The sequence below is a fragment of the Pontibacter sp. 13R65 genome, assembly GCF_047525655.1.
Lineage (GTDB): Bacteria > Bacteroidota > Bacteroidia > Cytophagales > Hymenobacteraceae > Pontibacter.
In genome coordinates this window covers 495,710-521,065 of sequence record NZ_JBLIQL010000001.1, presented here as the reverse complement: position 1 = coordinate 521,065, position 25,356 = coordinate 495,710, and the positions used below count along the sequence as shown (strand labels likewise).

The window sequence follows — 25,356 nt, the reverse complement described above, 5'->3', positions numbered from 1 at the left end:
AAAGCCCTTTATCTCCGGTTATACATAAATGCCTAGAAGGCACCGATCTTTAATTTCTCTTCTTCTACAGGCGGTCAGCGGTAGTTTTTTGTTTCATCAATTTCTGCTTGTATTCTTTTGTTGATGTTTACTTTAGCCCCTATGAAAGTGTAAATGGTGGTTCGGTATTCCCTCGAAAATGAGTTTTCTATGGAGTCCGACACGAGTGAAGTATGGAAATACGGACTGGTTTCTTCTAATTCGCTGTCCCTGCCTGTATAGCTTTTAACTCTTATCAGATGTTCATAAGGCTGGTCGAGGTCAAACCAGTTGACATAGTCAGCATTGAAAGAGACAGCCCTGATATTCTTGTTGGTGTAGTAATTGATGGCTCCGGCCTGCCCGTAATTGTCGCAGAGCACCAGTGTTTTACCTGGTTCAGGAAGACCTGAATAAATCTTATCCACTTTGTGAGCCAGCTCTTTCCACCCGAGCATGTCGGCAAAGTCCTGGGGCAGTGCATGGTCTTTACCGTCCTCCCACCGAAGCATTCCCAGATCCTTGTACTGCTTTTGATGCTGCAGGATGTACTCCGGGCTTTTATTGGGAAACGCAAAATTGTACATCGGAATAAAGAACAGGACTGGAGTGGCAATGGCAACGGGCTGCAAATATCTTTTCCAGCCCGTTTTCAATATGTCGGCAAGAAAAACTGAACCGAAAGCGATGTAAATGGGATACAGTCCGATGGCGTAATAATCCTTGGCTCTGAAATAGATAAAAATTGCGAGTGTAAAAACAATAGCCCAGAAAAAGGCTTTATACTCACTGAAAGGCTTGTAAAACAATAAGGCATACAGGGCTGCCACGATAACGTACAAAGAGCCTACATAGAAAAGCAGCTGCGATTTCAAAAAAAACCACGTATCCACATTTACTAACTGTGTTTCAGCCAGTTCCTTCAGATGATGCATAACCGGAAACCCATTAAGGTATTGCCATAAGAGGTTTGGCAGGATAAGCAACAGTCCCAATAGCATGGCCAGGTAGAGGTGCTTCTTGCCCAGCACCTCACGTTGTTCGGTCACTACGATTGCCGGGAAAAGGCCTAGCAGTAGGAAGAAGATGTTGTACTTGTTCAGAAAACCAATGGCAAATACAATCGCCCCAATATATAGCCACTTTGGCTTATTTGTATTTATATACTTAATAGCAACAAAGTAAAGCGTCGTCCAGCAGAGCACGTCCAATGAGTTAGGTTGATAGAGTGTATTGAGCCTTAGCAGAGCGGAAAACAAAACGCCGGTTGCCCCTAAAATCAGCGCAACTAAATTGCCGTTAAGCTCTTTTATCGCTTTCCAAACGATGAGAATAGTTAAGGCACCAAACAGGGCAGGAAAAAACTTAACCCAAAACACGCCGTTGCCCAGTAGCTTGATGAGGAAGGCTATCCAGGCAGTCATGGGAGGGATGGATAAATAACCCCACGCCAGATAGTTTGCCTGGTCAAGGTGGAGGTATTCATCGCGTTGCAGATCATATTCAGGGCTGACCAGGATATACTGCAACAGAAATTTCATAATGATAAATCCTGCTAAAAATAGTGCTTCTCGTGCCATCAGGTGCTGAGCTTTATAAATACTACCAACAGTTAATATAAACTACGTCCAAGGCCGAAGGATAACGGTTACACAATTTTGGTAGCTGTATTTTTTATAGCTGATAAAAGATGAAATATATCATAGACAGATTAAAACCTGCATGACCAGCAATAGCTCCTATTATAGAGCCTGTCTCTTTTTTACACTGAATAAAAACTAAGCTTGTTATGAACATTCCTAACACCCACAGTATGGATGGAATAAAGAGGAATTTCCAGCTGCCAGAAATGTAGACAATGCCAAAATGAGCTAGATGTGTTAAGGCAAATGAGAGGCTATCTATTATAGTGGCTTTCTTTTCTCCTAAACTTGTGCTGAAACTTGAATGCACAATTCCTCTAAAAAACAACTCCTCCCCAATTGGGCTAACGCACATCCCGGTAACAGCAAAAACTATAAAATAAATTAGCTTGTCCTGAGCAGTTAAGTCAGTAGCTATATTATAGGACCTTCCGATATACACGTACCAATTATTCAGCGTATTTGTGTATAACAGATATCCCAACACAAAAATTATCGTGCTGATTGTAATGCCTGCCAGGAACGAATACAAAATCCAAGCATAATTCTTCGGCTTAGTCACCCCTATTTGTTTTCTTCCCTCTTTGGACAAAAAAATGAAAGGAATTAGGGCAGAAATGGCCATAACAGCACTTATGTTACCATAGTTTCCAGTCATATTCGCATTCAGTACCAACCAAAACCTAGGCACACAAATGGCTAATAACAATATCAATCCGAATACCCAATTGAATTGTATTAACCTATTCCAGGTAAATCTGAGCTTAGTATCAACCATTCTTTTAAATTATTACCACCATCGTGTTAGTACATAATGTATGCGAGGCCAAGCCAAATCTTTACATATCTGCTGTGTTGTAATTCGTTTATATTTCATTCTTCTTAATATCAAAGAATGACACAAAGTCTGCTACTGGCTTGCCATTATCTAACCCTGATAGTATTTTATCAACAACTATGGTTATCGTATCTGGAAAATAGTCTTGCTTTACCGCTTATCAAGAAATATGATCTGGCCACCTACAATCTCACACTTACTATAGAAGTAATCTTTAGTAACGGGCTAGCATCTGGCTTGTGACAATTCCTGAAGTACTTTCCTTTCAACCTGAGAAGGACTTGACTAACGGGCGAAAATCCTAAAATTATTGTTTTACATGCCATGAGCTATCTCTATTGTTACGCCTGTCTTGATAAAAATTTCTTGTACATCCTTTTCTATTGGAAATGGTTTCAATGGTTGGACATTAGCCCCTCCTGGATTTCCAACAGGAATTATTCCAATAAATGATTTTACTCCGCCAAAAATTAATTTTAGTATTTGTCCGATTATTTCTTTTGCACTTTTTGTTTTAAATCCGAGTTGAAGCATCTTCCAATGAACATAACTATGGGAATTAGGATACTTCTACCCAAGTATATGGGCTCGTTCCAAGTGATTCCAGGCACTTTTTAAGTTTCCGTTAATGTACTCCTTTCGGTAATTAGCAACTTCAGTTTCGTAGTATGGCTTTAATCCTTTAGGTGTTGAGGTGTAAAGTCTTATTCCCTTAATATTTTAATTTTTATGTATTATTAATCTTCAATGCTTCAGCTTTATACAAATATTGCACAACAGCCTCGTGTAAACTGCGGCGGAGGCCGTTAGCAAACAAACGTTTTATTTAAGCTATAAGAATTACACATTGAAACATTGGCATAAGTAGTATCAATTAACCGTTCTTCTAGTTGCTTATTATTTTTTGAGGCATTCAAATTTTAAGCGTTATTGAAAGAGCGTATAAAATTATTTCTTCTTTGTTAATTCGTTCAGCTTAGCTCTGGTTTCTGGTATCTCTGTGATAGACAGTGCTTTTTTATAGTAGGCAACAGCGTTCTTTTTATCTCCTATAGCCTTGTAATAATCCCCAAAAGAGTCCTGGAGGTTCGCATCCTTAGGATAATTGAGTACGTTCATGCTAAACAGTTGCCGCGCAACATCATATTTCTTCTGGCCCAAAGCATAGTATCCCAGGTTGTTGACCAAGGTGGCACCGGGGAGTATCTGGTAACCTATTTCTTTGGATACCCTCCGGTAATGTTCCGTGATCAGCGATGGCAGATTGGGGTGGTTAATCTGGAACTCCCCTGTTGGGAAAGCATAGTAATCAAAGAGGAAGCGGATCGCATCATAGGAGGCAATGAACGGGACTGTGTTGTGGGATTCATTCTCGTAATACGCGTGCCTGAACCTTAGTTTATTCCCTGGGTGTCTGCGAATATGGCGGACCAGGTCAAGGTTATACCGGATAAGTTCAGTCTGCTCGGTGGTATCCGATTGCACCGTCGTGGTGTCTACCCCCTTCTCCATACGATTCGCCATGGCAAGGAACAGCGTTTTGCCCTCGTATCCATCCTTCCCAAGCGCTGCCTTGCTTTCATCCAGAACCCGATGCTTGTCCCACCAGATAGCTGCATCTATGGCAATGTAGCCGTTGAACATGTCCTTATGATGAACCATTGTCTGCATTACCATTAATCCGCCCAGAGAATGTCCCCATAAGAGTTTATAAGGTGCAGTTGGGTAATTTGAGTCTATGTGCGGAATTAACTCTTTTGCTATAAAAGAAAGAAATTTCTCGCCGCCTCCAGAATTATGCACACCGCTTGTATTATTTGCCACAGCCGTTGGCGTCAGATCCCGGCTTCTATTGGTATTAGCTATGCCCACCACTATCATAGGCGGACAAAGGCCCAGTTGTGCCAAACGCTCAACGGTTACTGCAACAGAGCGGAAATTGCTTTCCCCGTCTAACACATACAGAACAGGGTAGGTCTGGGTGGAGGTAGCTCTTATCTGTTTGCCCGCATAGGGCGTGTATACCAGCAAATGCCGTTGCTCATTCAGTACAGTGGACTTGACGCTGTCTGCAAAACCTAAGTTGAACTTCATATGCGATTGCGCCGTCGCACCCAAAACTGTAAAAAATAAAATGAGAAGGTTGAAAAAGTACTTCATACTGGGGCGTTTATTTATATGTGTTAATTCCGAATGCTTGTTGCTACTATCAACCTGTTCATTTTTTACATTTGCTAACGCTCATCACAGCGCATAGAAACCTGCTGCTCTTCAAGCACGATTTGCAAGGTAGGCGTTCACAGGAATACAATGTGGTTAGTTTTTTAGTTGGTATTTTATTTCTCTCAAAGCTACTTTTGCTTCTTTCATTACCGGAAGAAATGGCCAAATATGAGGCATGTTGCAACCGATAAATGTACGAACGTCAACTTTCGCCTCCCTTAATTTTTGAATGAGCAATAACTGGTCGGGGTAAGTTATGTCATTTTCGGCAATAAATGGTACTGTGCTTGGAATTCCATCAAAGCGTCCATTTATCGGTGAAATCATTGGGTTTTCCAGACCAGCATTGTCGGCACAAATTTTCTTGGCGCTAAGTGCTCCTGCCCTAGCCAATATGGGATCGATCGGATCATTTATTCGATTTGGGGGTTAGACATATGTAGGCTTACCTGAAGTTCTGCCACTTTCCAATGGTTCCTGGCAGTGCTTCTACAGGCTGCGCAAGATGGGCCATGGCTGGAACCATAAGCGGGTGTACAGGGTCTACAGTCAGCTCAGGCTCAATAGCAGGAGAAGGCACAGGAAAAGGCTTCCGGCCCAGGTAAAACAGGCGCTGTTCCAGCCAGAGAGGATCAGTCAGGAGTGGTCAATTGACTTCATGTCAGATAGTTTCTGGGACGGCAGGAGACTCCGCCTCTTGATCATTGTTGATGCCTACAACAGGGAAATCCTCACTATAGATGCTGACTTGTCTATTCCTGCTCTGCGCCTGATTCGAGTGCTGGAGTATCTGAAGGAGTTCAGGGGGCTACCGGAAATAATACGTATCAACAACGGGCCGGAGTTCATCCCAAACAAGTTGGAGTGCTGGTGCAGGGAAAACAAGGTTTGCCTGGTCTTCATTCAGCCCGGAAAACCGATGCAGAACGCTTATGTGGAACGCTGCAACGGCAGTATCAGAAGAGAGCTGCTCAAGGCCTACGTGTTCAGAACTTTAACTGAGGTGAGAGAAAAAGCAGAGGAATGAAGGCTGGATTACAACTGCCACCGGCCACATCAGGCCCTCAACTTCAGAGCTCTTGCTTATTTATTGGAAGAAATTGTAAATTGAAAAAGCAACTTTAGAATGGCTCAATATATGGGGGAGCTTACACAATTTTATCTGTATCAAAATATTCAATTAGGGCTTTCTAGTCTGACCGCTCACGTGCTCGTGTAGCAGAATGGTGCAGCGTCAGCAAGCCGTACTGCTAAACTTTGTTGGCGTGCTGTTTTAATTATTCATTCTTAGAAGCTTGGAGTGCTTCTCTTCTAATCTTTTTTCGTAGTCAGAATCGATTTCTCTTATTAATTCTTCCTGAATTTTAAATAACTGAATTCTGAAATCCTCATTATCTATTCTATTTTCGACTTCTTTCTTTGTCGCCATTACAAAAGTTACAGAGTCAAATATCCAAAAAAGAAGTTCTTTCAAATTTGCAGTTTTTCTTCTTTCAAATTCTTGCCCCCTTTCAACTACTACCCAATGATATTCACTTCCGTGCTTCTCTATGTGTGGTCGGGCAAAGTCCTCTGATTTGCTGTATGTCGGCAAAACATAGTCAGGAGCATTGATTTTCCTTGCAAGGGATTCAACTATTTCTTTGAGTTTATTCATTTCAAATCCTGACTAACGTTTATTTTTCAGGCAGTTGCGAAGCCCAATACTTCAGGTTTGAGGTCTAATTTAGCGATGTTTTTCTTTATCCGCTGCACGAGCTTAAGCTTTCTTTTCTCATCGAGAAACAGGTACTGGGTGGGCGGGTTGTAGGGCACGCGGTAAGTGAGCATGTGCCAGATGATGACGGCCAGCTTGCGGGCCGTGGCGCTCACGGCCGCCTGCCTGCCCTTCCGGAAGGACACCCGTCTGAAGAAGTCCGACAGGTGCGTCTCCTTTAGGTTGCCGATCACATTGGCCGCGTTCCGCAGGGCGATCTTCAACCGGTTGCTGCCCTTAGGAATATGAGAGCTGAGCACCCGCCCGCCGCTCACCTTGGTGTTGGGGCAGAGCTTGAGCCAGTTGGTGAACTGCTTGGCCGTGGGAAACTTTCTTATTCCCTCAGCGCCCACCTCACTCATGAGCGCCATCACCGTCGCGTGGCTCACCCCCTCTATTCGGAGCAGGTCCACCCCGGCATAGTACTGGAAGGCCAGCTGGTTGAGGTCCATCTGCTGCGGGGCGTTCTTGTTGACCCGCTTGTAGGGCTTGGGATCTGTCTTCAGCTCCCGCTTTCCCTCAACAGAGTCTATCTGCACCTTAAGCAGTTGCTCAATGGCCTGGTCACAGCTAACTATTTTTTCCTGCAGCACCTTATACATGTCTAGCTCCTGGGACAGAGCGAAGAGCAGGTCCCGGCGACCATTGCCGTGCAAAGCCTGGGCAATCTCTTCTTTTGACTTGCGGCAGTTCCCGTGGCGGAAGCAGGCCAGCTTGTCGGGATCCGTCTCCCCCCGGCAGACGGCCTCGATAGTGGCCATGCCTGTCTGCCCCGTCACGTCCCGCACCACCACGTCGAGCCGCAGGTTCAAAAGGCGCAGGTACTTCTGCATCTTCTGCGTGGTGACAGCGGCCGTCTCCAGCAGCGAGGCGCGGTGGCGACAGTAGGTTCTGAGCTCCTCGGTGGCCTGGTTAGGCAAAAAGCTGCCTGAGAGCAGCCCCAAAGAGTGCAGCCGCTGGATCCACTGGCAGTCCTGCACGTCTGTTTTGCGGCCCTTGATGTTCTTGGTGAACTTGCCGCTGCAGAGCAGCACCTCCAGGCCTGCCTGCTGCAGGGCCGTGAACAGGTTCTGCCAGTAGGTGCCCGTGCTCTCCATGGCCACGGTGGTTATTTTTTGCGAGTGCAACCACCTGGTCAGTTCCCGCAGGTCAGATTCATAAACGCCAAACTCCCGCACATCACTTGGCTCCTGGCCCACGGCCACAAAGTGCGAGCGGCTGCCCACATCAATACCGGCAGCATGTTGGTTGACAATCTCCATAGGCGTGCTTCTTTTTTTCATAGCTGTGAGGAATGAAGTGAAAGAAAAATGATCCCAGGGGAATGTACTTTAGGTCTTGAAAGTATCCAGATCGGGGTCTCCGTAGAGCCACCACTGAAGTCACCTCAAAGCCCTCCTGCTGGAGAAGGGCTCTCTACATTCCAACCAGAATGCACCACGAGCTTTAGAGCGTCAATTGAAATCCGGTCTTGCAAGGGATACAATAGGGATACGTAGCAACGTTAGCGGAAGAAGTTAATAGTTAATATGGGGGGAATGCCTGCTAACGTTATGCGCTGATTTTTTAAATTTTCTCAAAAATAGAGTCTCTAAGTCAAGGTAAGTCTTTAACAAGTTTTTATCGTTTTCTTAATCTGTGGCTTCTTCAACCATCTGATGAATTCGTTTTATGATTTGTTGAATGTCGCCATTAGTGCTCAAAATACCGTCTTCAAAAAAGCCATATTCACCTTGAGCAGAAATTCTTATTTTTGGATTCTTAGGGTAATAAACACGCCAGTTAGATGTCAAGATAATATTTTTTACTACTTTCTTTCCATTCTCTTCAAGAATGTCAAAGTCAACTTCCGTTATCCTCTTCTTGTCATAGTTATATTGGAAGCTTTTATGATTTTTTGGACTTCGACTTTTCATTTAAGTTTACTTTTGGTATAGCTGTCTTTCAAAATTTGCGCATAACGTTACTTGTGCATAATGTGGGCAAGGCGTAGCTGAAGCCTATATTATGAACTTTGTTTCCAGAAGGAGTTTTTTGTTTTTCTAAAGATTAAATCTATAACCCATCTTACTAGTAAATCTTTAAACTAAGAATCATCAGAATAAACACGAAGTAAGCCCCGAAGACATAAACCCATGATAGTGTTTCTGTGAACTTATCCCTTAAATACCTTTCATTGAAATTGTGAAATATTTCCAGGTATTTGTTACCACCAATAAACCAAAGCCAATTAAGAGCTAAAAAAGCAAAGCCTAAAGGCAAAGCATACTTCTTATCAACTTCAGGCATTTCTCCTTTAGCAAAGTAGTAAGCTAAGGCAGTAATCGTAAAGAGATAAAGTAGGCTGGGCATACCCACTATTGCAGAGGCAGTAAGCCAAGGAATATCGTTCCTATACCTTCCGCTTTTATAGTAGCGTTTGAAGACGTGGAAGAATATCAGATTATACCAAGTCACTTTAGATTATTTATTTTCATCTTTTTATAGTTCCTATTACTGGCAACGGCTTGTATAGCAGATGATGTGGTGAAGCCGAAGCATTACTGCTATACCTTGTTACCTGCTGGTTTTCTTTTTGTACTTGTTCTTCCTTTGCTCACCTTCAAATCTTGGGTCGAGAATCGAACTACCTCTTATTAGCCACTTCTCATTTTCAATCCTAAAAGGTGCTATTTCATCTTTCCCCATCTTGATCTCCAGTTGATTACTTTCACCAGTATAAGTGAAGGGAGAAAAGCTAATATAGCTAACAGTTATACTATCAAATGGCTGATTTACAATGACAGCCCTTCCGTCAGCTTTAGTATAATCAGCCCCTACTGTGTCGCCTGCACGATATGTCAAAATTGGAACACCGGGCAGGAAATTGTTTTCATCGTCAACTACGGTAATTAGTATAGAGTCACCTTTGACAAACTCTTCTGACACAACGGTAGAAGGTTGGTTTAATGTAGTGGCAGGATAACTGTTTAAGTACAGGTACTTGTCTTCCACTCTCCAGGTACCTGCAGTTTTCATCCAAATCAGTCCTTCCTGCCCCTTAAGTACAAACGAGTTATCTGGATTCAGCTGCAAAGAAGAGTAATTTTCAAAATCCCAATACCTTTCATACTTGCCGATCAGCGTATTTTCTGTTGGCTTGCACGAAATCAACCCTAAAAGTAAGATTGCAATCCACTTTTTCATTTATTCAACTTACAGGTAACTACGGTATAAACGGAACTATTCCGTTTATCCATCCAATATAGCCAGATAAACGGAATAGAACCAACAAAAACCAGCTATCTAATCAGCTCCAACCCTAGCACAGGATTCCTTTAGGAAGCCTCCGGAAGACCCGTTTTATTAGAATAATTGAGCCTGGTGAAGCAAATTGCGTACAAACAACAAATCATTTTGGAACATTACATGAAAATCGGATTTATAGGACTTGGCATTATGGGAAGCCGGATGGCGGCGCATCTACAGCAGGCAGGGCACGAACTGGTAGTGTATAACCGCACCCAGTCGTGTGCAGATGAGCTCGTGGCAAAAGGTGCTACCCGTGCCACAACACCAGAGGAGGTGGCACAGCAGTGCCGGCTGGTATTTACCATGCTCTCTACACCGGAGGCAGTAGAAGAAGTAGCCATTGGACCCGATGGTTTCCTGAAGGCCTTGCCGGGCAATTCACTGTGGGTGAACTGCAGCACCGTTAATCCCTCCTTCACCATGAAAATGGCGCACCATGCAAAAAAAATGGGACAGCGCTTTTTAGACGCTCCTGTGTCTGGCTCTCTGGTGCCTGCTGAAAAAGGAGAACTGATTTTTTTGATAGGAGGCGATGCGGCCGATGTAGAGCAGGTGCGGGAACTGCTGAATCTGATGGGCAAAGAAGTGGTGCATGTAGGTAGCCACGGACAAGGCTCCAGCATGAAAATGGTGAACAACATGATGCTGGCACAAGCCATGGCTTCTTTTGCCGAAGCTCTCCGGCTAGGTACTGCACTTGGTATTTCAGAAGAAATGCTCTGCCAGACACTGCTGGATGGCCCGGCTGCTGCCCCCTTCCTCAAGCTAAAACAACAGAAACTCCTGAACCGGGAATTTTCGCCGCAGTTTCCGCTGGAGTGGGCGCACAAAGACCTGCACCTGGCTGGCGTTACCGCCTATGAGCAGAACGTGGCGCTCCCTTCGCTGCATGCCACCAAAGAGCTGTATGCACAGGCAAAAGAGCAGGGTTTCGGTGAAGAAGACTTGTCGGCGGTGTACCGGGTTTTTCTGAGGGAGGAGAAAAAGTAAAGTTTCGGTTTCGCAGCGCGTGCAGTTCCTATGAGGTCTGAGTAACTACGGCAGAAAAACCCTCTGGAAGGCTATTTTCATTAGAAGAATTCCCGTTCAACAGCTCCTGCTAATCCGAAGAATGCTCGCATGATCTGCGCATACAGCGAGGTTAGTACTTACAAAGTAAGATATGGCCGCAGCTTCTCGTACAGCTCCGGGTTTACAATTTTTATCTTCTGAATATCTTCTACCTGCTTGTAGGGTCCATGCTGTTCGCGGTATGCAACTATTGCTCGCGCCAGGTTAGGCGAAATGTAAGGGTGCACACGTAGCTGGTCGGCAGTAGCGGTGTTGAGCTCCACTGTCTTGTGAGGCATGTATCCCTGCTGCACGTAACTGTACTTTTGCAGGCTATCCACCACCTCCGGCGACAAGCCAAATACCTCCCGCAGCTGCCCCATGTCGCGGAAGCCGCCCAGGCCATCGCGGTATTTTACAATACGGGCTGAGAGTTTGCTGCCAATACCTCTGATCTGCTTCAGCTGCGTAGTATCGGCAGTGTTGATGTTGAAGGGAGCCAGCACGAATTTTTCGCGGCGAGGGTACTCGCGGTTGAAACCTGCAGCAGGACGATCGGGTGTGGCCGCCATATCGCGGCTGCGGTTGCCGTACTTACTGGGCCGCTCGTCTGGCAGTTGTATGTACGGGCGAAGCTGCTGGTACACCGAGTCGGGTAAACCATAAATTTTCTGTACTTCCGCCTTATGTGTGAAATCGCCAACCTTCTGGCGATAGTTGAGAATACGTTGCGCCAGAAACTTTGGGAGCCCCAGTTCCTGCCACTGCTCCGCCGACAAGGTATTGGGATTAAACGGTTTTAAGGCAACAGCCGGTGGTTTAAACTGTGACGTGTTGCGGCGTGTTTCATCCCGGAGCTCCAGCTGGGCCACCAGGCTATCAAGCACCTGCTGCTCTCTGTTTAGGTCGGCAGCAGCAGGTGCAGGAAAAAGAAATGTATCGTACAATATGGTTGCTGCCGTAAACAGCACCAGTAAACTTATCAGCAACAAAAATCCGTTTACTTCTCCCTGCGAAAAGCCCAAGTGGCGGCGGATCAGGCGCTTTAGTTTCTTCATCTAGACCGTTTACTTTTTTACCGGAGCAGGTTCGCGACCTGGTTCATCGTCGTTAGCGAGGTAAGAATCTGGTTCTGGCCGGGGTGGCGCAGTAAGCACTCTTGTAAAGAAATAAATCATCATGCTAGACACCAGAATTATGGTTGATAGCATTACAATTAGGGCAGATGTATTCATGGCTGTTTATATTCTTCCTTCTCTAACTCTTTTTTTATACGCAATGTACACCAGCAGGGCCAGTGTAAGCCATACAACCAGCAATAGAATACGCGAGGCATTTACAAAAAACATAGTGTCTTGCAGCTGTTCTATCTGTGCCGGATCGGTGGCTGCCGCAATCTGCTCTTTCAGGCCACTGTTTTTTATTTTGTTTACAATAGAGCTATTGTCCAGCACCCAATTACCGCTCAGTGCTTCTGCCCAATCGCCACCCTTTGGCGTAAATAAAGACCCCAGGAACACCCACAGCAACAAAAGAGGGGTTATGAACTTAATGATGAACCGATAGATGCCCGGCACTTTAATATCGGATCCTGATGTAATTTCGCGCCAGCCCTTGTCCATCCCGAAAATCCAGGCAAAAAGAATAGACTCGAATAAGGCAAAAACAACCAGCGATACCGTGCCGGCCCAGTAATCGTATTCATCGAACACACCATACTCAAAGAACAAAACTGTTGGCATACCCAGCACCAACACAATAAATCCAAACGACCAGGCAGCTGATTTGCGCCGCCAGTTAAATTCGTCCTGCAGAAAACCAATCCAGGGAGTACCCATAGCCAGCGACGAGGTAATGCCAGCAAAGAACAACAGGCCAAACCACATAACACCAGCCACGGCTCCCAACACATCGCCCCACTGGTAAAACAGGTAAGGCAGCGTTCGAAAACCAAGCCCAAGACCACCGTTCTGCACCAGTTCCGTTACCCGGTCTATGCCCAGGTAACCAATGGAAATAGGAATCAGAATGGCGCCACCAAGCACCACTTCCACAAACTCGTTCATCCAACCGGCCGACATAGCATTGAGTGCAATATCGTCTTTAGGGCGCACGTAAGAGGCGTAGCATTGGACTGTGCCCATACCAACCGAAAGTGTAAAAAAGATTTGCCCTGCCGCTGCCAGCCACACCGAAGGCGACCAGAGCTTATCGAAGTTAGGTGTCCAGAGGAAGTTAAGGCCAACGGAGCTGTCGTTTATGGCACCGTTCTCGCCTGCTGTTATGGTAAAACCCTTATACGCCAGGAAAACGCCGAACAAAATAAGCATGGGCATGCCAATTTTAGCTACACGCTCTACGCCCGATGCCAGCCCCTGCGACAGAATCCAGGTGTTGAGCAGCAGGCAGATCACGAAGAAAACAATAGGTTCGAAGGGCACACCCAATGTAGAAACGCCTAAGGTTACGTACTCATTAAAGAAGTTTGAGACTCCCTCCTGGTCCAGATCGCTGAACGTGCCTATAACGGAGTGGAAAACGTAGGAAAGTGTCCAGGACTCGAGGTAGCAGTAGTAAGCGGCAACGGCAATATTAGTCCAGATACCGAATACACCAATGTATTTCCATAGGCGGTTTTTGCCCATGGTATCTACAATAAAAGGCGTGGAGTGGTGTCCGGATTTGCCACCAAAGCGGCCCATCGACCATTCGATCCAGAGAAGTGGGATGCCCATTACCAGAAAGCATACCAGATAGGGAATAATAAAGGCGCCACCTCCGTTTTGTACGGCCTGCACCGGAAACCGAAGAAAGTTACCGAGACCCACCGCATTTCCGGCCATGGCTAAAATGAGACCCACTCGTGACCCCCACGACTCTTTGTTAGCACTCATATAAAAAGGTAGATGTTGTTAAGATTAGTTGCGTTTAGTGAAGTACAGGTATTTCAAAGATTCCAATTTAAGCAATGTTTTACAGCTTCAGCAAGCCTGACGCATTATTTAAAGGGAGTATCTTAGAAAAACAGCAAAAAAATACGCTATACTTCTGCCTGTTCCGCCACCATCCGAATGCCTTCTTCAAATGAGTGTGGCTTGTATCCTAGGTCTTTCTCGGCCTTGGTTATGTCGAAACCTGTGCGAGGCGGGCGTTTGGCTGTTTGTGTGAAAGTGGTGGCATCGGCTTTTTCTATCAGGCTTTTGTCGAGGCTGAAATAGTCGGCGACCATCAGCGCCATGTCGTATGGAGTGAGCAGTTCTTTTCCAGAAATATTGTAGATGCCCTCGGCATCGTGTTGGGCAGCCAGCCAACATCCCATGGCCAGGTCTTCTGCCAGAGTGGGCGTACGGAACTGGTCGTTTACTACTTTAATTTGCTTGCCGGCTCGCAGGCTATCGCGCACCCAGAGCACAATGTTGGTGCGGCCGTAGTCGTGCACTACGCCATATACAAGCACAGTGCGTAAAATAGCCCATTTACATTTAGCCTGTTTAACGGCCTCTTCTGCAAGCCGCTTGGTTTCACCGTAAAAGGAGATCGGATTTGCTTCTGCCTCTTCGGTGTATGGGCCAGCCTCGCCGTCAAAAATAAAATCGGTGGAGAGGTGTATCAGGTGTACGTTGTATTTCTCGCTGGCTGCTACCAGATACTGCACTGCATGGTAGTTAAGTTGCATAGCACCATCGCGGTCGGTTTCGCACTGATCTACGTTGGTCATGGCGGCAGTATGAATGATGTGGGTTGGCCGGAACTCGCTCACCACCTGCTCTACCTGCTCCTGCACACTTACATCCATAGAGGCAAAGGGCAGCGCTGGAAAAAGAGTAGCCAGTTTGTTCTCGCCACGGCTGGTGGCCAGCAGTTCCACATCAGTTCGGTTTAACAGTAGTTCTGCCAGCTTTTGGCCTAGCAGTCCGTTAGAGCCTGTGATCAGTATTTTCTTCATTTTAATTGCTTAATTGTTTAATGGCTAAATGATTTATCTACAGAATGTATATATTCTGGCAATGGAGCGCTGCCAAAGTTCCAGGGTACTCCAGGCATGCCAGCCATTTCTAATTTTTAGATAGAAGAAGCCCTAATAAGAATACTTATATTTTTTAGCGATCTTTTTCTTTTTTACTTCCTCCACTTTCACTTCCATGGTGATGTCTGAAATAGGTCTGTCGCGGGCTCCTTTGGGTTGTGCTGCAATTTTATCGATTACATCCAAGCCATCTATTACCTGCCCGAAAACTGTGTAGGCCTCGTCGAGCATGGGTGTGCCGCGGTGGTTTTCTACAATGTAAAATTGCGAGCCGCTCGATTCTTTTTTAGGGTTTAGGTGGTCGCCCATACGGGCAGCTGCCACAGCCCCACGAACATGTTTGTATTTAGGTAGAATTTCGGCGGGAATGGTGTAGCCGGGGTTGCCGGTACCAATGTTGTTGCGATCGCCGCTTTTGGAGTTAGGGTCTCCGCCCTGTATCATAAAGCCTTGTACAATGCGGTGAAAGGTGGTGCCGGTATAGAAGCCCTCTTTTGCCAGCTTCAGGAAGTTTGCTTTGTGTAGCGGGGTGTCGTCGAAGAGCACCAGTTTCATTTCGCCTTGGGGTGTGGTAATGGTAATGAGCTGGTCTTTGCCTTTTAGGTTTTTCTGGGCCAGTACCGTGGCAGGCCCTGTTGCCAACATCAGAACGAGGAATAGGAGTTGTTTCAATCTTCTGTTTCCGAACATACTGCTATAAACTATTGTAAAAGAAACTTTAAGTTTTACCTTTTTTTGCTCTAATCCAAATTTTAGGCGGAAGACAGGTCCTAACCCTGCATTTTAAGTTCTTTTCTCTCATCTATTGGCGCATAAGCTGCAGCTCTGGCCTAGGCTACTACTTCTGTTTTATGCTAGTAAAGTTATAGCTACTCTCTCCCCTCTTTTTGCCATATCGTAATGTTATTCTGTTCAGTTACTGAAAGGATCTTGTGGAGGAGAGGCGAAAGCAGTGAGTAGAGGCTTTTAGTCTAAGTTGGCATAGTAGCTTTACCAGCTGTGACAGCAGCTTGGAGTTATTACATTGCTGGAGTCTTTGTTCTTTTTGTCTTGATACAAAAAGAACAAAAAATCAAGACGATTTTGTCTAAAGGAGGCCCCTGCACCCCCACTCGCTGAACGCTCTTTAAAGAGGGCCCCTTCCCCCAACAAAAAATCATCAACTTGTGCACCTGACTCAGGTGTTCTCATCGTTGCCTCCTGCCGCAATACATTATTTATGAATAGCTACCGCACATGCAAATTCTTCTAATGAAATGGTCCTTCCGGAGGTAATTTCCCGGGTACAGTAATTGGGATTGTTCTAATACATTCTTTATCATTCACTCATAGTCAAGCTATTGCGATTTTTTATACGTATAGTTTTTAGTATATAATTTCTATAATCCACCTCAAATCTTTACTATGAAAAATACTTTTACATTTTGTATACTGCTCTTGCTCACCTTCACTGCCAGCGCGCAGTATCAACTTCAGGAAGATGTTTATCCTGCCTTGTCTTTCACAAATCTGGTGGAGCTAGTCCCTGATCACCCGGATGGAGACCAGCTTTATGCTGTAACGCAGGCTGGTGTTATTTACGCTTTCCCGGAAGACCCGGCACAAGCCACAGCCAGCACTGTTTTATTGGACATAACCCAGCGTGTAACCTCAGGCGGCGAACGTGGTTTGCTGGGCCTGGCGTTTCACCCGGACTACCCCGACAATGGCTTCTTTTATGTAAACTACACCACCGGCGATTTGGAAAGCCGCATCTCCCGCTTCTCCCGCAGCACCCAAAACCCTATGGTAGCTGACCCTGCCTCTGAAAGGGTGCTGCTCACCTTCGATCAGCCTTTCAACAACCACAATGGTGGTAAACTGGCTTTTGGCCCTGATGGCTACCTCTATATAGCAACTGGCGACGGTGGCAGTGCCGGTGATCCGCAGAACAACGCCCAGAACAGGGCCAGCCTGCTCGGCAAAATTTTGCGCATCGATGTAAACAGCGCCAGCGGCGAAATGGGGTATAGCATACCGGAAGACAACCCGTTTGCAGGTAACACCGAAGGTTACAGGCAGGAGATTTTCGCGTATGGCCTCCGCAACCCCTGGAAATTCAGTTTCGACCGCGAAACCGGATTTTTGTATGCGGCCGATGTGGGCCAGAGTGAGCGGGAAGAAATTAACCTGATTACCAGTGGCGGCAATTATGGCTGGAATATCATGGAAGGCACACTTTGCTACCCCACCACTGCGGAGTGTTCCATGGAAGGCCTTACAGCTCCCATTTACGAGTATAACAGCGATAACAGTATAGGCCGGTCTATAACAGGTGGCTTTGTGTATCGTGGCGAAGAAGCGCCCAGCTTGCAGGGTAAATATGTGTACGGCGACTACGTTACAAACCGCATCTGGGCTCTCACCTTAAACGAAGACGGCACTGCCGGCGAAAATGAGCTGCTGCTAACAGCACCTGCTTCCGTGTCGGGTTTTGCGGAGAGTCGCAGTGGTGAATTGTTTGTTATTTTGTATGGCAGCAACACCAGCATTGCGAAATTAACTGACCAAACCGCCAGCCTGCCCAATGCGCAGGAGCAACCATTTACTTTCTACCCTAATCCGGCATCGGGCTACTTAACTGTAGAACTAAAACCCGGAGTTACCGCCAGTGGTACTCAACTCAGGTTATTAAATGCGCTAGGGCAGGTAGTGCAGCAGCGCAGTAACCTGGCATCGGAGCAGGTGCGCCTGGACGTCAGGGGCTTAGCCGCCGGCATATACGTGCTGCAGGTAGAGCAAGGTAAAAACACAACCACGCACAAGGTCATAATCAGATAAGTCCTTAAGACTTTTTGCGCCTTAAAGCCTCCGGAAGGGCATTTTCATTAGAATAATTTTAAAGTTGGCACTGGCTACATAGTTTACTACATCAGCTCTTTTTCGAAACACACGCTGTCTTCAACTTCAGCATACTGTCCGTAATTGGGTATAAGTCTGTAGCTGCTCTTGTGGTAAAGCGCAATGGCTTCTGGTTGTTTTTTACCTGTTTCTAAAATGCATTTCTGATAACCCAGCTCAGTAGCCCATTTTTCTAACTCTGCCAGCACGGAAGTAGCCAGGCCTTTGCCTCTGCTCTCGGGCAGCGTGTACATTCGTTTTACTTCCATAATGTTGGGAGCATACTCTTTTATGGCGCCACAGCCAACTGGTTTCTCGTGCTGGTACAAAACTACCGCATGCTTTATGTTATCTATCTTATTAAACTGGTCGTAAAACGAATGGTCTTCGCCATCTCTAATCGCTAAATCAGCGTCCAAGTGCTTTACCAGCTCTATAAAATCCTGGTTCGTAGAATCTGTTCTTATTATTTTAATCATGTAGAAGGTAGAGTTATCTGTACTAAAAAGGTGATGGACCAAAGCAAGTATTAATTTGGGACAATGCGCAAAAATAAAAACATAAAAGTATATGAGACAAGGTGCTGCTTCTCTATCCTGCACTTGTAGCACTACCAGGTAACTCAGCTATTTACACTGCAAGTTATAAGCACAGCTCCTGGTGTGCTTGCTTTTGCCCTTTCGCTTAGATATGAATGCCGTTAGCCACAATGGCTGCAGCTACTCATTAAATGGTAGCTGCAGCTAACCTTTTGTAGTTTTTGCCGGTTCGTAGATAAGTTGTACCACCCCCGATTTGAACTTGTTGGATTTGATCAATTTCAGTTCTAGTCGTTCTTTCAGGTTATCAACTAAGGGTTTTCCGCTTCCTAAGGCAATGGGGTGTACTGATATTCTGTATATGTCAATCAGGCTCAAACTGATAAAGGTTTTAATGAGACTTGCGCCTCCATAGAGCCAAATATCTTTACCACCCTGATTTTTAATTTCTGCTACCTTATTTGCTATGTCAGAACTGATATAGGTGGCTTTTTCATCTTGCCTATTCTGGCTGGAAAAAACAACTTTCTTTTTTGCATGCACTTCCTGCCAGAGCAGTTGTTCTGTTTGGCTGGCATTTGAGCCTGGTTGAAAATTGCCCCAAGCGTCATAGCTTACTCTGCCGTAAAATATGGTATCAACGCTTGCAATAAAACCTTCAAAATCCATATCATCATCCAGAATGCACCAGTCAATTTCTCCATTCGGACCTTCAATAAAACCGTCTAAGGTTACTGCCAAATCTAAAATCACTTTTTTCATTTTGTCGTGTATGAAAGGGTTCCAGTAAGCTCTTTGACTTACCAATATGTTTTACCGTGTCCTAAGCCATTATTGGTTTATCAGGCTTACCTAAATTTATAACGATGCCTGAGCCATCCGTCAGCAAAAATTCTTCCCTACTGCCTGTCCTGCTCATCGTCCTTCCATTTCCGGAAAGAATAAAAGTTTCTAATGCTGGGCAGGATTTAATTTAATTCATTTTACCTTTTTTGAGCATGTTGTTGAGCTTTATTTTGAATGAGATACTGTTTTAAGTCCGATGATAGAACCTACCAGTGTTATGAGAAAGAAGACTCTCCGGAAGCTTGCGGGACCTTTAAATACAAAATGCCCACCAAAGCTGTTCCTACCGCTCCGATACCTGTTCAGACGGCATAGGCTGTTCTAATCGGCAGGTAAAGAATTGCTCTTATAAGCAGCCACATACTTACTGTTAATGCAATAAGAAACCCTATGTACCACAAATACATTTCATTGCCTGTCGTTTCTTTGGCATTGCCTAAGCAAGTAGCAAAAGTTACCTCAAATAATCCTGCTAAAATTAACAGAATCCAGTTCATTTCTTTCCTTCTTTACAAAGGTCTGGGAGTGAAGAGGAGGAACATTTAACAAATTTAAATAATGTGTGACTACTGTCTGATTCCTGACCTGATGCTCCTTAAGCTTACTTGGTTTATTACCAGGTAAGAAGCAATATGAGCCAACTGTACTCGCTGAACTAAATCGGGCTTATCGTGAAGCAATTGTTTATAGCGTTCTGAGGCAATACGGAATACAAATCATTGCTCCAGCTTTACAAGTTCCTGCTCTTCAAATCGTCGGCCCCAGTAACTTTGTTTTCATATTTTTTAATGATCAGTAGAAATTGTGTCATAGTAATCTTTCAGCGCAAGAACCCTCTCACGTATTAGTTCACGACGTCTACCTGCAGCAGCAGTTATCCACATTGTTCCTTGCAAGTTTTTATATAAAGTTCCTGAAAAGTCAAGTTCCCTATCTCGATACTCGATCCATTTGAGTTGAGAGGCTTTAAGCTTTTCTTTTTCTCCCTTACCGAGAATGCCCATCAGCATCTTATAAACTTTGTTTAACTCTGCATCCCATTCTTCTGCTGCTATTTGCTCGCATTTTGTCATGCCCATGGTTGTTTGGTTTTCAGCTTTATCATGACAGGCTTCGCTTCTAACATCAATCGGATGCTTTTCGGTACTCTGACCAAATGTCACAACCGAAATCATTATAGGTAAGGTTATTAATAGTGATTCTTTTACTGTCATAGCAATTTATATATCGTAGCACAACGGATTATACAGTTAAGTTCTAAGCGTAATGAGACCTGAGATTGCACCAAATATTGACTAAAATTTAGTTGTTTGCATATTTTACAATGCTGTCTCTGCTATTCTTATTGCTCTAGAGAAGTCATGTTTTCTAAGGAAGGATTTATTTACTCTGCAAAGTCAAAGTTCATATCCTTTTTATTGAAATTAAACTTAATGCCTGCATACAACTACCCACTAAACCTATATAATTCGCTTGTCTGTCCAATATAACCATATAAACAGAATAGCACTTAAAATTATGCTATATATCACTGAAGTTATACTATTAAATCAGGGGTACAGGGTCTTGGTCAGGAAATTCTTCTAATAAAAATGGCCCTCAAGAAGAGATTTAACACCTTTTAGCTTTATTGCCGGGCATAAAAAAAGCGATGCTTATTAGGGCACCGCTTTTTAGGCTATAAACCAGACCAAATTAATCTTTTCGCTCTGCTTTAATGCTCTCTAAGATCTCTTTGCCGCCCTGGCTCAGGATAGAGGTTGCCAGTTGCACGCCCAGTTCCTCGGCTTGAGAAGGAGTAGCCGTCATGGTTTCCTGCAGCAGGGTTTGGCCGTCGAGGCTTACAAGGCCGCCTTCTATCTGCAGGCCATCGGCTGTGAGAGTAGCCAGTGCAAACGACGGAATACTGCAGCCGCCTTCCATGGTACGCAAAAAAGCACGTTCTGCCAACAGACACACATGGGTATCGGCGTGGTCGAGTGCGGCTTTCAGCTGCTCTTTCACCTCCGGCTCTAAGCTCCTGGCGCACTCTATAGCCACACTTCCCTGACCGGCGGCTGGCACAAACTGCGTTTCGGGGAAGGTGTGCACGATCAGGTTATCGTAACCCATGCGGTACACACCGGCGTAGGCCAGCAGCAACACGTCGAACTGCTTGTTTTCGAGCTTCTGCAGGCGTGTTTGCAGGTTACCCCTCGATTCGGCAGTACTTACCTGTGGGTAATACTTCTTCAGGAGCGCTTTTCGGCGAGTAGAGGAAGTGCCAATCAATACCTTGCTTTCGGATGTGAGTTTAAAATCAGGGTCGAACGACAGCAGCACATCGTTTACCTGCTCACGCTCCATAAATGCCAGCAATTCCAGGTCTTCCGGAATAGAAGACTGCACATCTTTGGCGCTGTGCACGGCAATATCGATGGAGCCATCGCGCAGGCCTACTTCCAACTCTTCGGTAAATACACCCTTAGAGCCAATTTTGTCGAGCGACTTATCCAGCACCTGGTCTCCTTTGGTACTGATGATAACCAGTTCGGTGGCAAAACCTGCGGCTGTAAGTTTATCGGCGGTGGCGTTAGCTTGCCATAAGGCCAGTTTGCTGCCTCTTGTGCCGATACGTATGGTTTTAGATATGGGAATAGTTTGCATGTGCTTAAATGTTAGTTTCGCAGGAAACCTGCAATTTGTATAGAGCTGTCTACAAACACCATTTTAGGGTTCGCGTTTCGCTCGATATGATAATGCGCCTCGTTTAGCTCTTTCGTCAGCAGCTCGGCATTACGTGGTGTTATCAGCTTTGAAAATTTCTCTAAAAAGTCTTGCTCAGCGGGTGGCATGTAGGTCACCAGCGCGGTATCTATGCCATAGAGCATCACCTTCCGGAACAGGTTCAGTGCATAGAGCAGAAAGTTCTTTTGGTTCTCGCGGCCCAGCTTCTGAAACTCTTCGCTCATACGCTCCACTATCTCTGCAAATTTGTAGCCATAGCAGGAGCGCATCCACTCTTGGAAAAATACGAAATAGTCGCTGCTGATTTCGGTGGTAAGCTTAGTGGCGGCATTTAAACTGCCTTCGGCCAGTTGTGCAATCTGGTAAGCGGCGGCAGGTTCGGTATTGAAGGTCTGCTGCAGGTAAGCGATTACGTCTTCTTCTGAGTAAGTACGCACCTGCACAATCTGAGTGCGGGAGGTAATGGTGGCTAGCAGCTTCTCGGCCGACTGCGACACCAGCAAAAAGAGTGTTTTTACGGGTGGCTCCTCCAGCAACTTCAGTAAGGCGTTGGCGGCGGTGGTGTGCATAAGCTCCGGAAGCCAGATAAGCACAATTTTGTAGTCGCCTTCAAATGCCTTCAGCGACACCAGCTTTACCAGTTGGCGGCTTTCTTCCTTCGAAATAATGCCTTGCTTGTTTTCGGCACCTATAAACTGCATCCACTCGTTTAGCCCCTGGTAGGGGTTAGCGAGCACAAACTGGCGCCACTCCGTCAGGAACTTCTGGCTCAGCACATCTTTGGTAACGGTTCTGGTGCTGGTTACGGGCATCACGAAATTAAAATCGGGGTGCACGAGCTTGTTCATTTTAGTGCAGCTGCCACATGTTCCACATGAATCATGGGCTTGCTTGTTTTCGCAGTTAATATAGGTGGCATACGCCAGCGCCAGTGCCAGATTCGCGCTTCCCTCCTGCCCCAGAAACAGCTGCGCGTGCGCCACATGGTTTTGCTGCACCGAGTTCAGCAGCATCTGCTTGGTTTCCTCTTGCCCTATAATCTGCGAAAACTGCACTTTCTTTTGGTTGTTAGTTGCTGGTTATTTGTTGCCTAATGGTTTACCTGTTTTATGGTTGGTTTATGAAACCAGAATTTATTCTTTCGGTTAAATAACCATTTAACAAGACATCCATTTTACAATAAATAACCAAATTATTTAAATAAAATAGCCCTTCCAGAGGTATTTTTAGCCATCTGGAGGCTAGGGCTACCGGTATTGTTTTGTATGTTCAAAAACTTCTGAAAAAATAGATTGCTCGGTTTCGTCAAGAGCAATACCACGGCGCGCCATAACTCTTTCTGCTACTTCCAGGGCTTTATCTAACCGGTAGGTCTCTAAACCGGCTGCCCCTCCCCACGAGAATGACGGCACAAAGTTTGGCGGAAAACCCGGCCCGAACACATTAGCACTTACGCCTACCACTGTGCCCGTGTTAAACATGGTATTGATGCTGCTTTTGGAATGGTCGCCCATAATAAGTCCACAAAATTGCTGGCCTGTGCCTTTAAAACTGTTGCTGGGGTAGTTCCAGAGTTTTACTTCGGCGTAGTTGTTTTTGAGGTTCGAGGTATTGGTATCGGCTCCCAGGTTGCACCACTCTCCCAGCACCGAATTGCCCATATAGCCATCGTGCCCTTTGTTTGAATAACCAAAAACAACCGAGTTGCTTACCTCGCCACCTACTTTAGAGAAAGGTCCTACCGTGGTTTTGCCACGCATTTTGGCTCCCATGGCTACCACACTGCCTTCGCATAGCGCAAAGGGCCCGGCAATAAGTGCCCCCTCCTGCACCTGCGCATTTTTACCGATATAGATAGGCCCGGTTTCGGCATTCAGCACGGCTGCTCTAATTTTGGCACCTTCTTCTATAAATATGTTTCTCTCGCAGTACACAGCTGTATGTACATCGTGCACAGGTCGGCTTTGGCGGCCCGCGGTAACCAATGCAAAATCCTGCTCAATCTGTTCTGGGTTCTGCAGAAAAATATCCCACACCTCCTTTATAAGGGTGCAGTTTTCCACTTCCGTTACTGATCGGGCCAAGAGTTGCAGGTCATCTGCCTGCTGCACCTGCTCCCCATGGGTGTGTAACGCAACCAGCATGCCTCGGTAAGACAGCCCCTCTCCCACGTTTAGCTGCCTGATGAGCCGTACCAGCTCCACATGAGGGCACACGGCCCCGTTTAGGAACAGTTGGTTAGATGCTGTTTGTCGCTTAAACTTGGTTTGCAGGTATGGCTGCGTGAGGTAAGAAACCTCGTCCCCCATGTAGGTGCGCCATTTTTCAGCAATCGTTAAGATTCCTATGCGTATGTCGGCTACAGGTCTGGTAAAAGTAAGCGGCAACAGCGACTGCCGTATGCCTGGATCATCGAAGAGAACAACATTCATAAGCACAAAAATAAAAAAGTCTTTCCGATATTATCGAAAAGACTTTGCTTTTAAACGTTCTGTTAAAAAAACGCTTATTTCTTGTAACGCTTGTTGAATTTCTCAACGCGACCTGCAGTGTCCACGAAGATGTTTTTACCAGTGTAAAAAGGGTGAGAGGCAGAAGAAACCTCCACTTTGATAACCGGATATTCAACACCGTCTTCCATGGTGATGGTTTCGTTTGAACTCATAGTAGAACGAGTGATAAACTTGAAATCACTGGAAGTATCCTGGAAAACCACCTTTCTGTATTCTGGGTGAATGCCTTTTCTCATTATTATAAACGTTTATTAACCTTAATTCTGAATCGGACTGCAAAATTAACAAGAATTTTTTAAAGTAATACGCTATTAACCAAATTATTTTGTTGTTTACCTAAAACATGTGCCTACTGCGAATATTATTTTAATTTTGCCAAAGCTAGCCTGGCCTAAGCCACCTAACCAACAGCCCTAAAAAAGATGACACACCCGCAACAAAACCAGATACTGAACAAATCTCAGATCGAGCAAAAGATCATCCGGATGGCCTATGAGATTTACGAGCAGAACTTTGAGGAGCAGGAGCTCGTGTTGGCCGGCATCGACCAGACAGGCTACACACTTGCCGAAATGCTCACCAGGGAGCTGCAAAAGATTTCGCCCATAGCTGTTACACTTATACGCGCCTCCATAAACAAGGCGGCTCCGGCCACTACACCGGTGCAGCTGCAGCCCGAGAGCATCGACCTGAAAGACAAGCCTATTGTGCTTGTAGACGATGTGCTGAACACCGGCAGGATTCTGACTTATGCCCTGGCTGCTTTTCTGCAATACAACCCGCGCAAAATAGAAATCGCCACGCTCGTAAACCGCAGCCACACCCTTTTTCCTGTAGCCGCCACCTACACCGGCTACTCTCTGGCCACCACACTCCGCAACCACATTAGCGTGGTGCTGCAAGAAGACGAAGTAGCAGCGTATTTAATTTAAAGTTAGAGAGGTTAATTTAGAAAGTTGTGTAGGTATGAAATGCTGGGCAGCAGGAGCAACAGAAACCCATTAA

Annotated in this window: 25 protein-coding genes and 2 pseudogenes; 4 read left to right on the top strand and 23 right to left on the bottom strand. The window is 45.5% G+C overall.

Features of this window, described 5'->3' with window-relative positions; all coding sequences use genetic code 11:
• Positions 1–74 precede the first annotated feature (74 nt).
• The 5 genes and pseudogenes from ACMA1I_RS02335 to ACMA1I_RS02315 form a co-directional block, all read right to left on the bottom strand.
• Positions 75–1,559 carry an ArnT family glycosyltransferase gene (locus ACMA1I_RS02335; protein ID WP_337066628.1) on the bottom strand — a complete coding sequence of 495 codons (1,485 nt, stop codon included), beginning with the start codon at positions 1,557–1,559 and terminating at the stop codon, positions 75–77.
• 133 nt (positions 1,560–1,692) lie between these two features.
• Positions 1,693–2,319 carry a CPBP family intramembrane glutamic endopeptidase gene (locus ACMA1I_RS02330; protein WP_337066627.1) on the bottom strand — a complete coding sequence of 209 codons (627 nt, stop codon included), beginning with the start codon at positions 2,317–2,319 and terminating at the stop codon, positions 1,693–1,695.
• A gap of 495 nt (positions 2,320–2,814) precedes the next feature.
• Positions 2,815–3,207, bottom strand: a pseudogene (locus tag ACMA1I_RS02325) (DUF3703 domain-containing protein).
• Between the two features lie 240 nt (positions 3,208–3,447).
• Positions 3,448–4,593 carry an alpha/beta hydrolase-fold protein gene (locus ACMA1I_RS02320; RefSeq protein WP_337066626.1) on the bottom strand — a complete coding sequence of 382 codons (1,146 nt, stop codon included), beginning with the start codon at positions 4,591–4,593 and terminating at the stop codon, positions 3,448–3,450.
• 222 nt (positions 4,594–4,815) lie between these two features.
• A complete protein-coding gene (locus tag ACMA1I_RS02315; protein WP_337066624.1) occupies positions 4,816–5,115 on the bottom strand; it encodes an alpha/beta hydrolase in 300 nt (99 codons plus the stop codon).
• A gap of 112 nt (positions 5,116–5,227) precedes the next feature.
• Here ACMA1I_RS02315 and ACMA1I_RS02310 point away from each other — a divergent pair, with 112 nt between their 5' ends.
• A complete protein-coding gene (locus tag ACMA1I_RS02310; protein ID WP_337066623.1) occupies positions 5,228–5,749 on the top strand; it encodes a DDE-type integrase/transposase/recombinase in 522 nt (173 codons plus the stop codon).
• Between the two features lie 246 nt (positions 5,750–5,995).
• Here ACMA1I_RS02310 and ACMA1I_RS02305 read toward each other — a convergent pair whose 3' ends face one another.
• The 5 genes from ACMA1I_RS02305 to ACMA1I_RS02285 all read right to left on the bottom strand — a co-directional run bounded on the left by ACMA1I_RS02305 (position 5,996) and on the right by ACMA1I_RS02285 (position 9,664).
• Positions 5,996–6,379, bottom strand: a complete 384-nt coding sequence (locus tag ACMA1I_RS02305) for an Imm63 family immunity protein (protein ID WP_337066622.1) — start codon at positions 6,377–6,379, stop codon at positions 5,996–5,998.
• A gap of 26 nt (positions 6,380–6,405) precedes the next feature.
• Positions 6,406–7,761, bottom strand: a complete 1,356-nt coding sequence (locus tag ACMA1I_RS02300; protein WP_337066620.1) for an IS110 family transposase — start codon at positions 7,759–7,761, stop codon at positions 6,406–6,408.
• Between the two features lie 348 nt (positions 7,762–8,109).
• Complete coding sequence (locus ACMA1I_RS02295) at positions 8,110–8,394, bottom strand: hypothetical protein (protein WP_337066619.1); 285 nt, start codon at positions 8,392–8,394, stop codon at positions 8,110–8,112.
• Between the two features lie 154 nt (positions 8,395–8,548).
• Complete coding sequence (locus ACMA1I_RS02290) at positions 8,549–8,935, bottom strand: hypothetical protein (protein WP_337066618.1); 387 nt, start codon at positions 8,933–8,935, stop codon at positions 8,549–8,551.
• Between the two features lie 99 nt (positions 8,936–9,034).
• On the bottom strand, positions 9,035–9,664 hold the full coding sequence (locus ACMA1I_RS02285) for a hypothetical protein (protein ID WP_337066617.1): 630 nt from the start codon (positions 9,662–9,664) through the stop codon (positions 9,035–9,037).
• Between the two features lie 222 nt (positions 9,665–9,886).
• Here ACMA1I_RS02285 and ACMA1I_RS02280 point away from each other — a divergent pair, with 222 nt between their 5' ends.
• Complete coding sequence (locus ACMA1I_RS02280) at positions 9,887–10,759, top strand: NAD(P)-dependent oxidoreductase (RefSeq protein ID WP_337066616.1); 873 nt, start codon at positions 9,887–9,889, stop codon at positions 10,757–10,759.
• A gap of 158 nt (positions 10,760–10,917) precedes the next feature.
• Here the strand turns inward: ACMA1I_RS02280 and ACMA1I_RS02275 are convergent, their stop codons facing one another.
• The 5 genes from ACMA1I_RS02275 to ACMA1I_RS02255 all read right to left on the bottom strand — a co-directional run bounded on the left by ACMA1I_RS02275 (position 10,918) and on the right by ACMA1I_RS02255 (position 15,491).
• Positions 10,918–11,877, bottom strand: coding sequence for a ComEA family DNA-binding protein (locus ACMA1I_RS02275; RefSeq protein WP_337066615.1), 960 nt, complete (start codon positions 11,875–11,877; stop codon positions 10,918–10,920).
• Between the two features lie 9 nt (positions 11,878–11,886).
• A complete protein-coding gene (locus ACMA1I_RS02270; RefSeq protein ID WP_414703855.1) occupies positions 11,887–12,030 on the bottom strand; it encodes a hypothetical protein in 144 nt (47 codons plus the stop codon).
• 30 nt (positions 12,031–12,060) lie between these two features.
• Positions 12,061–13,713, bottom strand: coding sequence for a sodium-dependent transporter (locus ACMA1I_RS02265; protein WP_337066613.1), 1,653 nt, complete (start codon positions 13,711–13,713; stop codon positions 12,061–12,063).
• A gap of 146 nt (positions 13,714–13,859) precedes the next feature.
• A complete protein-coding gene (locus tag ACMA1I_RS02260) occupies positions 13,860–14,765 on the bottom strand; it encodes an SDR family oxidoreductase (protein ID WP_337066612.1) in 906 nt (301 codons plus the stop codon).
• A gap of 132 nt (positions 14,766–14,897) precedes the next feature.
• On the bottom strand, positions 14,898–15,491 hold the full coding sequence (locus tag ACMA1I_RS02255) for a peptidylprolyl isomerase (protein WP_337066681.1): 594 nt from the start codon (positions 15,489–15,491) through the stop codon (positions 14,898–14,900).
• A 759-nt stretch (positions 15,492–16,250) separates the two neighbouring features.
• Between ACMA1I_RS02255 and ACMA1I_RS02250 the strand changes: the two genes are divergently transcribed.
• Positions 16,251–17,666 (top strand): PQQ-dependent sugar dehydrogenase, encoded by a 1,416-nt coding sequence (locus ACMA1I_RS02250; RefSeq protein ID WP_337066611.1) that lies wholly within the window; start codon positions 16,251–16,253, stop codon positions 17,664–17,666.
• An 86-nt stretch (positions 17,667–17,752) separates the two neighbouring features.
• Here the strand turns inward: ACMA1I_RS02250 and ACMA1I_RS02245 are convergent, their stop codons facing one another.
• The 8 genes and pseudogenes from ACMA1I_RS02245 to ACMA1I_RS02210 form a co-directional block, all read right to left on the bottom strand.
• Positions 17,753–18,205, bottom strand: a complete 453-nt coding sequence (locus tag ACMA1I_RS02245) for a GNAT family N-acetyltransferase (RefSeq protein WP_337066610.1) — start codon at positions 18,203–18,205, stop codon at positions 17,753–17,755.
• 264 nt (positions 18,206–18,469) lie between these two features.
• Positions 18,470–19,027: a dihydrofolate reductase family protein gene (locus ACMA1I_RS02240; RefSeq protein WP_337066608.1), complete on the bottom strand. Its 558-nt coding sequence runs from the start codon at positions 19,025–19,027 to the stop codon at positions 18,470–18,472.
• Between the two features lie 249 nt (positions 19,028–19,276).
• Positions 19,277–19,608, bottom strand: a pseudogene (locus ACMA1I_RS02235) (DMT family transporter).
• 288 nt (positions 19,609–19,896) lie between these two features.
• The gene (locus ACMA1I_RS02230; protein ID WP_337066607.1) at positions 19,897–20,325 is read right to left on the bottom strand and encodes a lysozyme inhibitor LprI family protein; all 429 of its coding nucleotides are present in this window, start codon (positions 20,323–20,325) and stop codon (positions 19,897–19,899) included.
• 481 nt (positions 20,326–20,806) lie between these two features.
• Positions 20,807–21,757: a hydroxymethylbilane synthase gene (gene hemC / locus ACMA1I_RS02225; protein WP_337066606.1), complete on the bottom strand. Its 951-nt coding sequence runs from the start codon at positions 21,755–21,757 to the stop codon at positions 20,807–20,809.
• Between the two features lie 11 nt (positions 21,758–21,768).
• The gene (locus ACMA1I_RS02220) at positions 21,769–22,893 is read right to left on the bottom strand and encodes a DNA polymerase III subunit delta (protein ID WP_337066605.1); all 1,125 of its coding nucleotides are present in this window, start codon (positions 22,891–22,893) and stop codon (positions 21,769–21,771) included.
• Positions 22,894–23,085: 192 nt separating this feature from the next.
• Positions 23,086–24,270, bottom strand: a complete 1,185-nt coding sequence (locus ACMA1I_RS02215) for a GlmU family protein (RefSeq protein ID WP_337066604.1) — start codon at positions 24,268–24,270, stop codon at positions 23,086–23,088.
• A gap of 74 nt (positions 24,271–24,344) precedes the next feature.
• The gene (locus tag ACMA1I_RS02210) at positions 24,345–24,587 is read right to left on the bottom strand and encodes a type B 50S ribosomal protein L31 (protein WP_337066602.1); all 243 of its coding nucleotides are present in this window, start codon (positions 24,585–24,587) and stop codon (positions 24,345–24,347) included.
• 186 nt (positions 24,588–24,773) lie between these two features.
• Here ACMA1I_RS02210 and ACMA1I_RS02205 point away from each other — a divergent pair, with 186 nt between their 5' ends.
• Positions 24,774–25,283, top strand: coding sequence for a phosphoribosyltransferase family protein (locus tag ACMA1I_RS02205; protein WP_337066601.1), 510 nt, complete (start codon positions 24,774–24,776; stop codon positions 25,281–25,283).
• The last annotated feature ends 73 nt before the right edge of the window (positions 25,284–25,356 follow it).

Bases quoted from the DNA above. Each gene is read 5' to 3' on its own strand.
- ACMA1I_RS02240 (WP_337066608.1), bottom strand. From the start codon at position 19,027: ATGAAAAAAGTGATTTTAGATTTGGCAGTAACCTTAGACGGTTTTATT.
- ACMA1I_RS02275 (WP_337066615.1), bottom strand. From the start codon at position 11,877: ATGAAGAAACTAAAGCGCCTGATCCGCCGCCACTTGGGCTTTTCGCAG.
- hemC (WP_337066606.1), bottom strand. From the start codon at position 21,757: ATGCAAACTATTCCCATATCTAAAACCATACGTATCGGCACAAGAGGC.
- ACMA1I_RS02245 (WP_337066610.1), bottom strand. From the start codon at position 18,205: ATGATTAAAATAATAAGAACAGATTCTACGAACCAGGATTTTATAGAG.
- ACMA1I_RS02250 (WP_337066611.1), top strand. From the start codon at position 16,251: ATGAAAAATACTTTTACATTTTGTATACTGCTCTTGCTCACCTTCACT.
- ACMA1I_RS02335 (WP_337066628.1), bottom strand. From the start codon at position 1,559: ATGAAATTTCTGTTGCAGTATATCCTGGTCAGCCCTGAATATGATCTG.
- ACMA1I_RS02265 (WP_337066613.1), bottom strand. From the start codon at position 13,713: ATGAGTGCTAACAAAGAGTCGTGGGGGTCACGAGTGGGTCTCATTTTA.
- ACMA1I_RS02215 (WP_337066604.1), bottom strand. From the start codon at position 24,270: ATGAATGTTGTTCTCTTCGATGATCCAGGCATACGGCAGTCGCTGTTG.
- ACMA1I_RS02300 (WP_337066620.1), bottom strand. From the start codon at position 7,761: ATGAAAAAAAGAAGCACGCCTATGGAGATTGTCAACCAACATGCTGCC.
- ACMA1I_RS02205 (WP_337066601.1), top strand. From the start codon at position 24,774: ATGACACACCCGCAACAAAACCAGATACTGAACAAATCTCAGATCGAG.
- ACMA1I_RS02330 (WP_337066627.1), bottom strand. From the start codon at position 2,319: ATGACTGGAAACTATGGTAACATAAGTGCTGTTATGGCCATTTCTGCC.
- ACMA1I_RS02210 (WP_337066602.1), bottom strand. From the start codon at position 24,587: ATGAGAAAAGGCATTCACCCAGAATACAGAAAGGTGGTTTTCCAGGAT.
- ACMA1I_RS02255 (WP_337066681.1), bottom strand. From the start codon at position 15,491: ATGTTGGCAACAGGGCCTGCCACGGTACTGGCCCAGAAAAACCTAAAA.
- ACMA1I_RS02305 (WP_337066622.1), bottom strand. From the start codon at position 6,379: ATGAATAAACTCAAAGAAATAGTTGAATCCCTTGCAAGGAAAATCAAT.
- ACMA1I_RS02285 (WP_337066617.1), bottom strand. From the start codon at position 9,664: ATGAAAAAGTGGATTGCAATCTTACTTTTAGGGTTGATTTCGTGCAAG.
- ACMA1I_RS02270 (WP_414703855.1), bottom strand. From the start codon at position 12,030: ATGCTATCAACCATAATTCTGGTGTCTAGCATGATGATTTATTTCTTT.
- ACMA1I_RS02260 (WP_337066612.1), bottom strand. From the start codon at position 14,765: ATGAAGAAAATACTGATCACAGGCTCTAACGGACTGCTAGGCCAAAAG.
- ACMA1I_RS02295 (WP_337066619.1), bottom strand. From the start codon at position 8,394: ATGAAAAGTCGAAGTCCAAAAAATCATAAAAGCTTCCAATATAACTAT.
- ACMA1I_RS02320 (WP_337066626.1), bottom strand. From the start codon at position 4,593: ATGAAGTTCAACTTAGGTTTTGCAGACAGCGTCAAGTCCACTGTACTG.
- ACMA1I_RS02230 (WP_337066607.1), bottom strand. From the start codon at position 20,325: ATGACAGTAAAAGAATCACTATTAATAACCTTACCTATAATGATTTCG.
- ACMA1I_RS02310 (WP_337066623.1), top strand. From the start codon at position 5,228: ATGGGCCATGGCTGGAACCATAAGCGGGTGTACAGGGTCTACAGTCAG.
- ACMA1I_RS02280 (WP_337066616.1), top strand. From the start codon at position 9,887: ATGAAAATCGGATTTATAGGACTTGGCATTATGGGAAGCCGGATGGCG.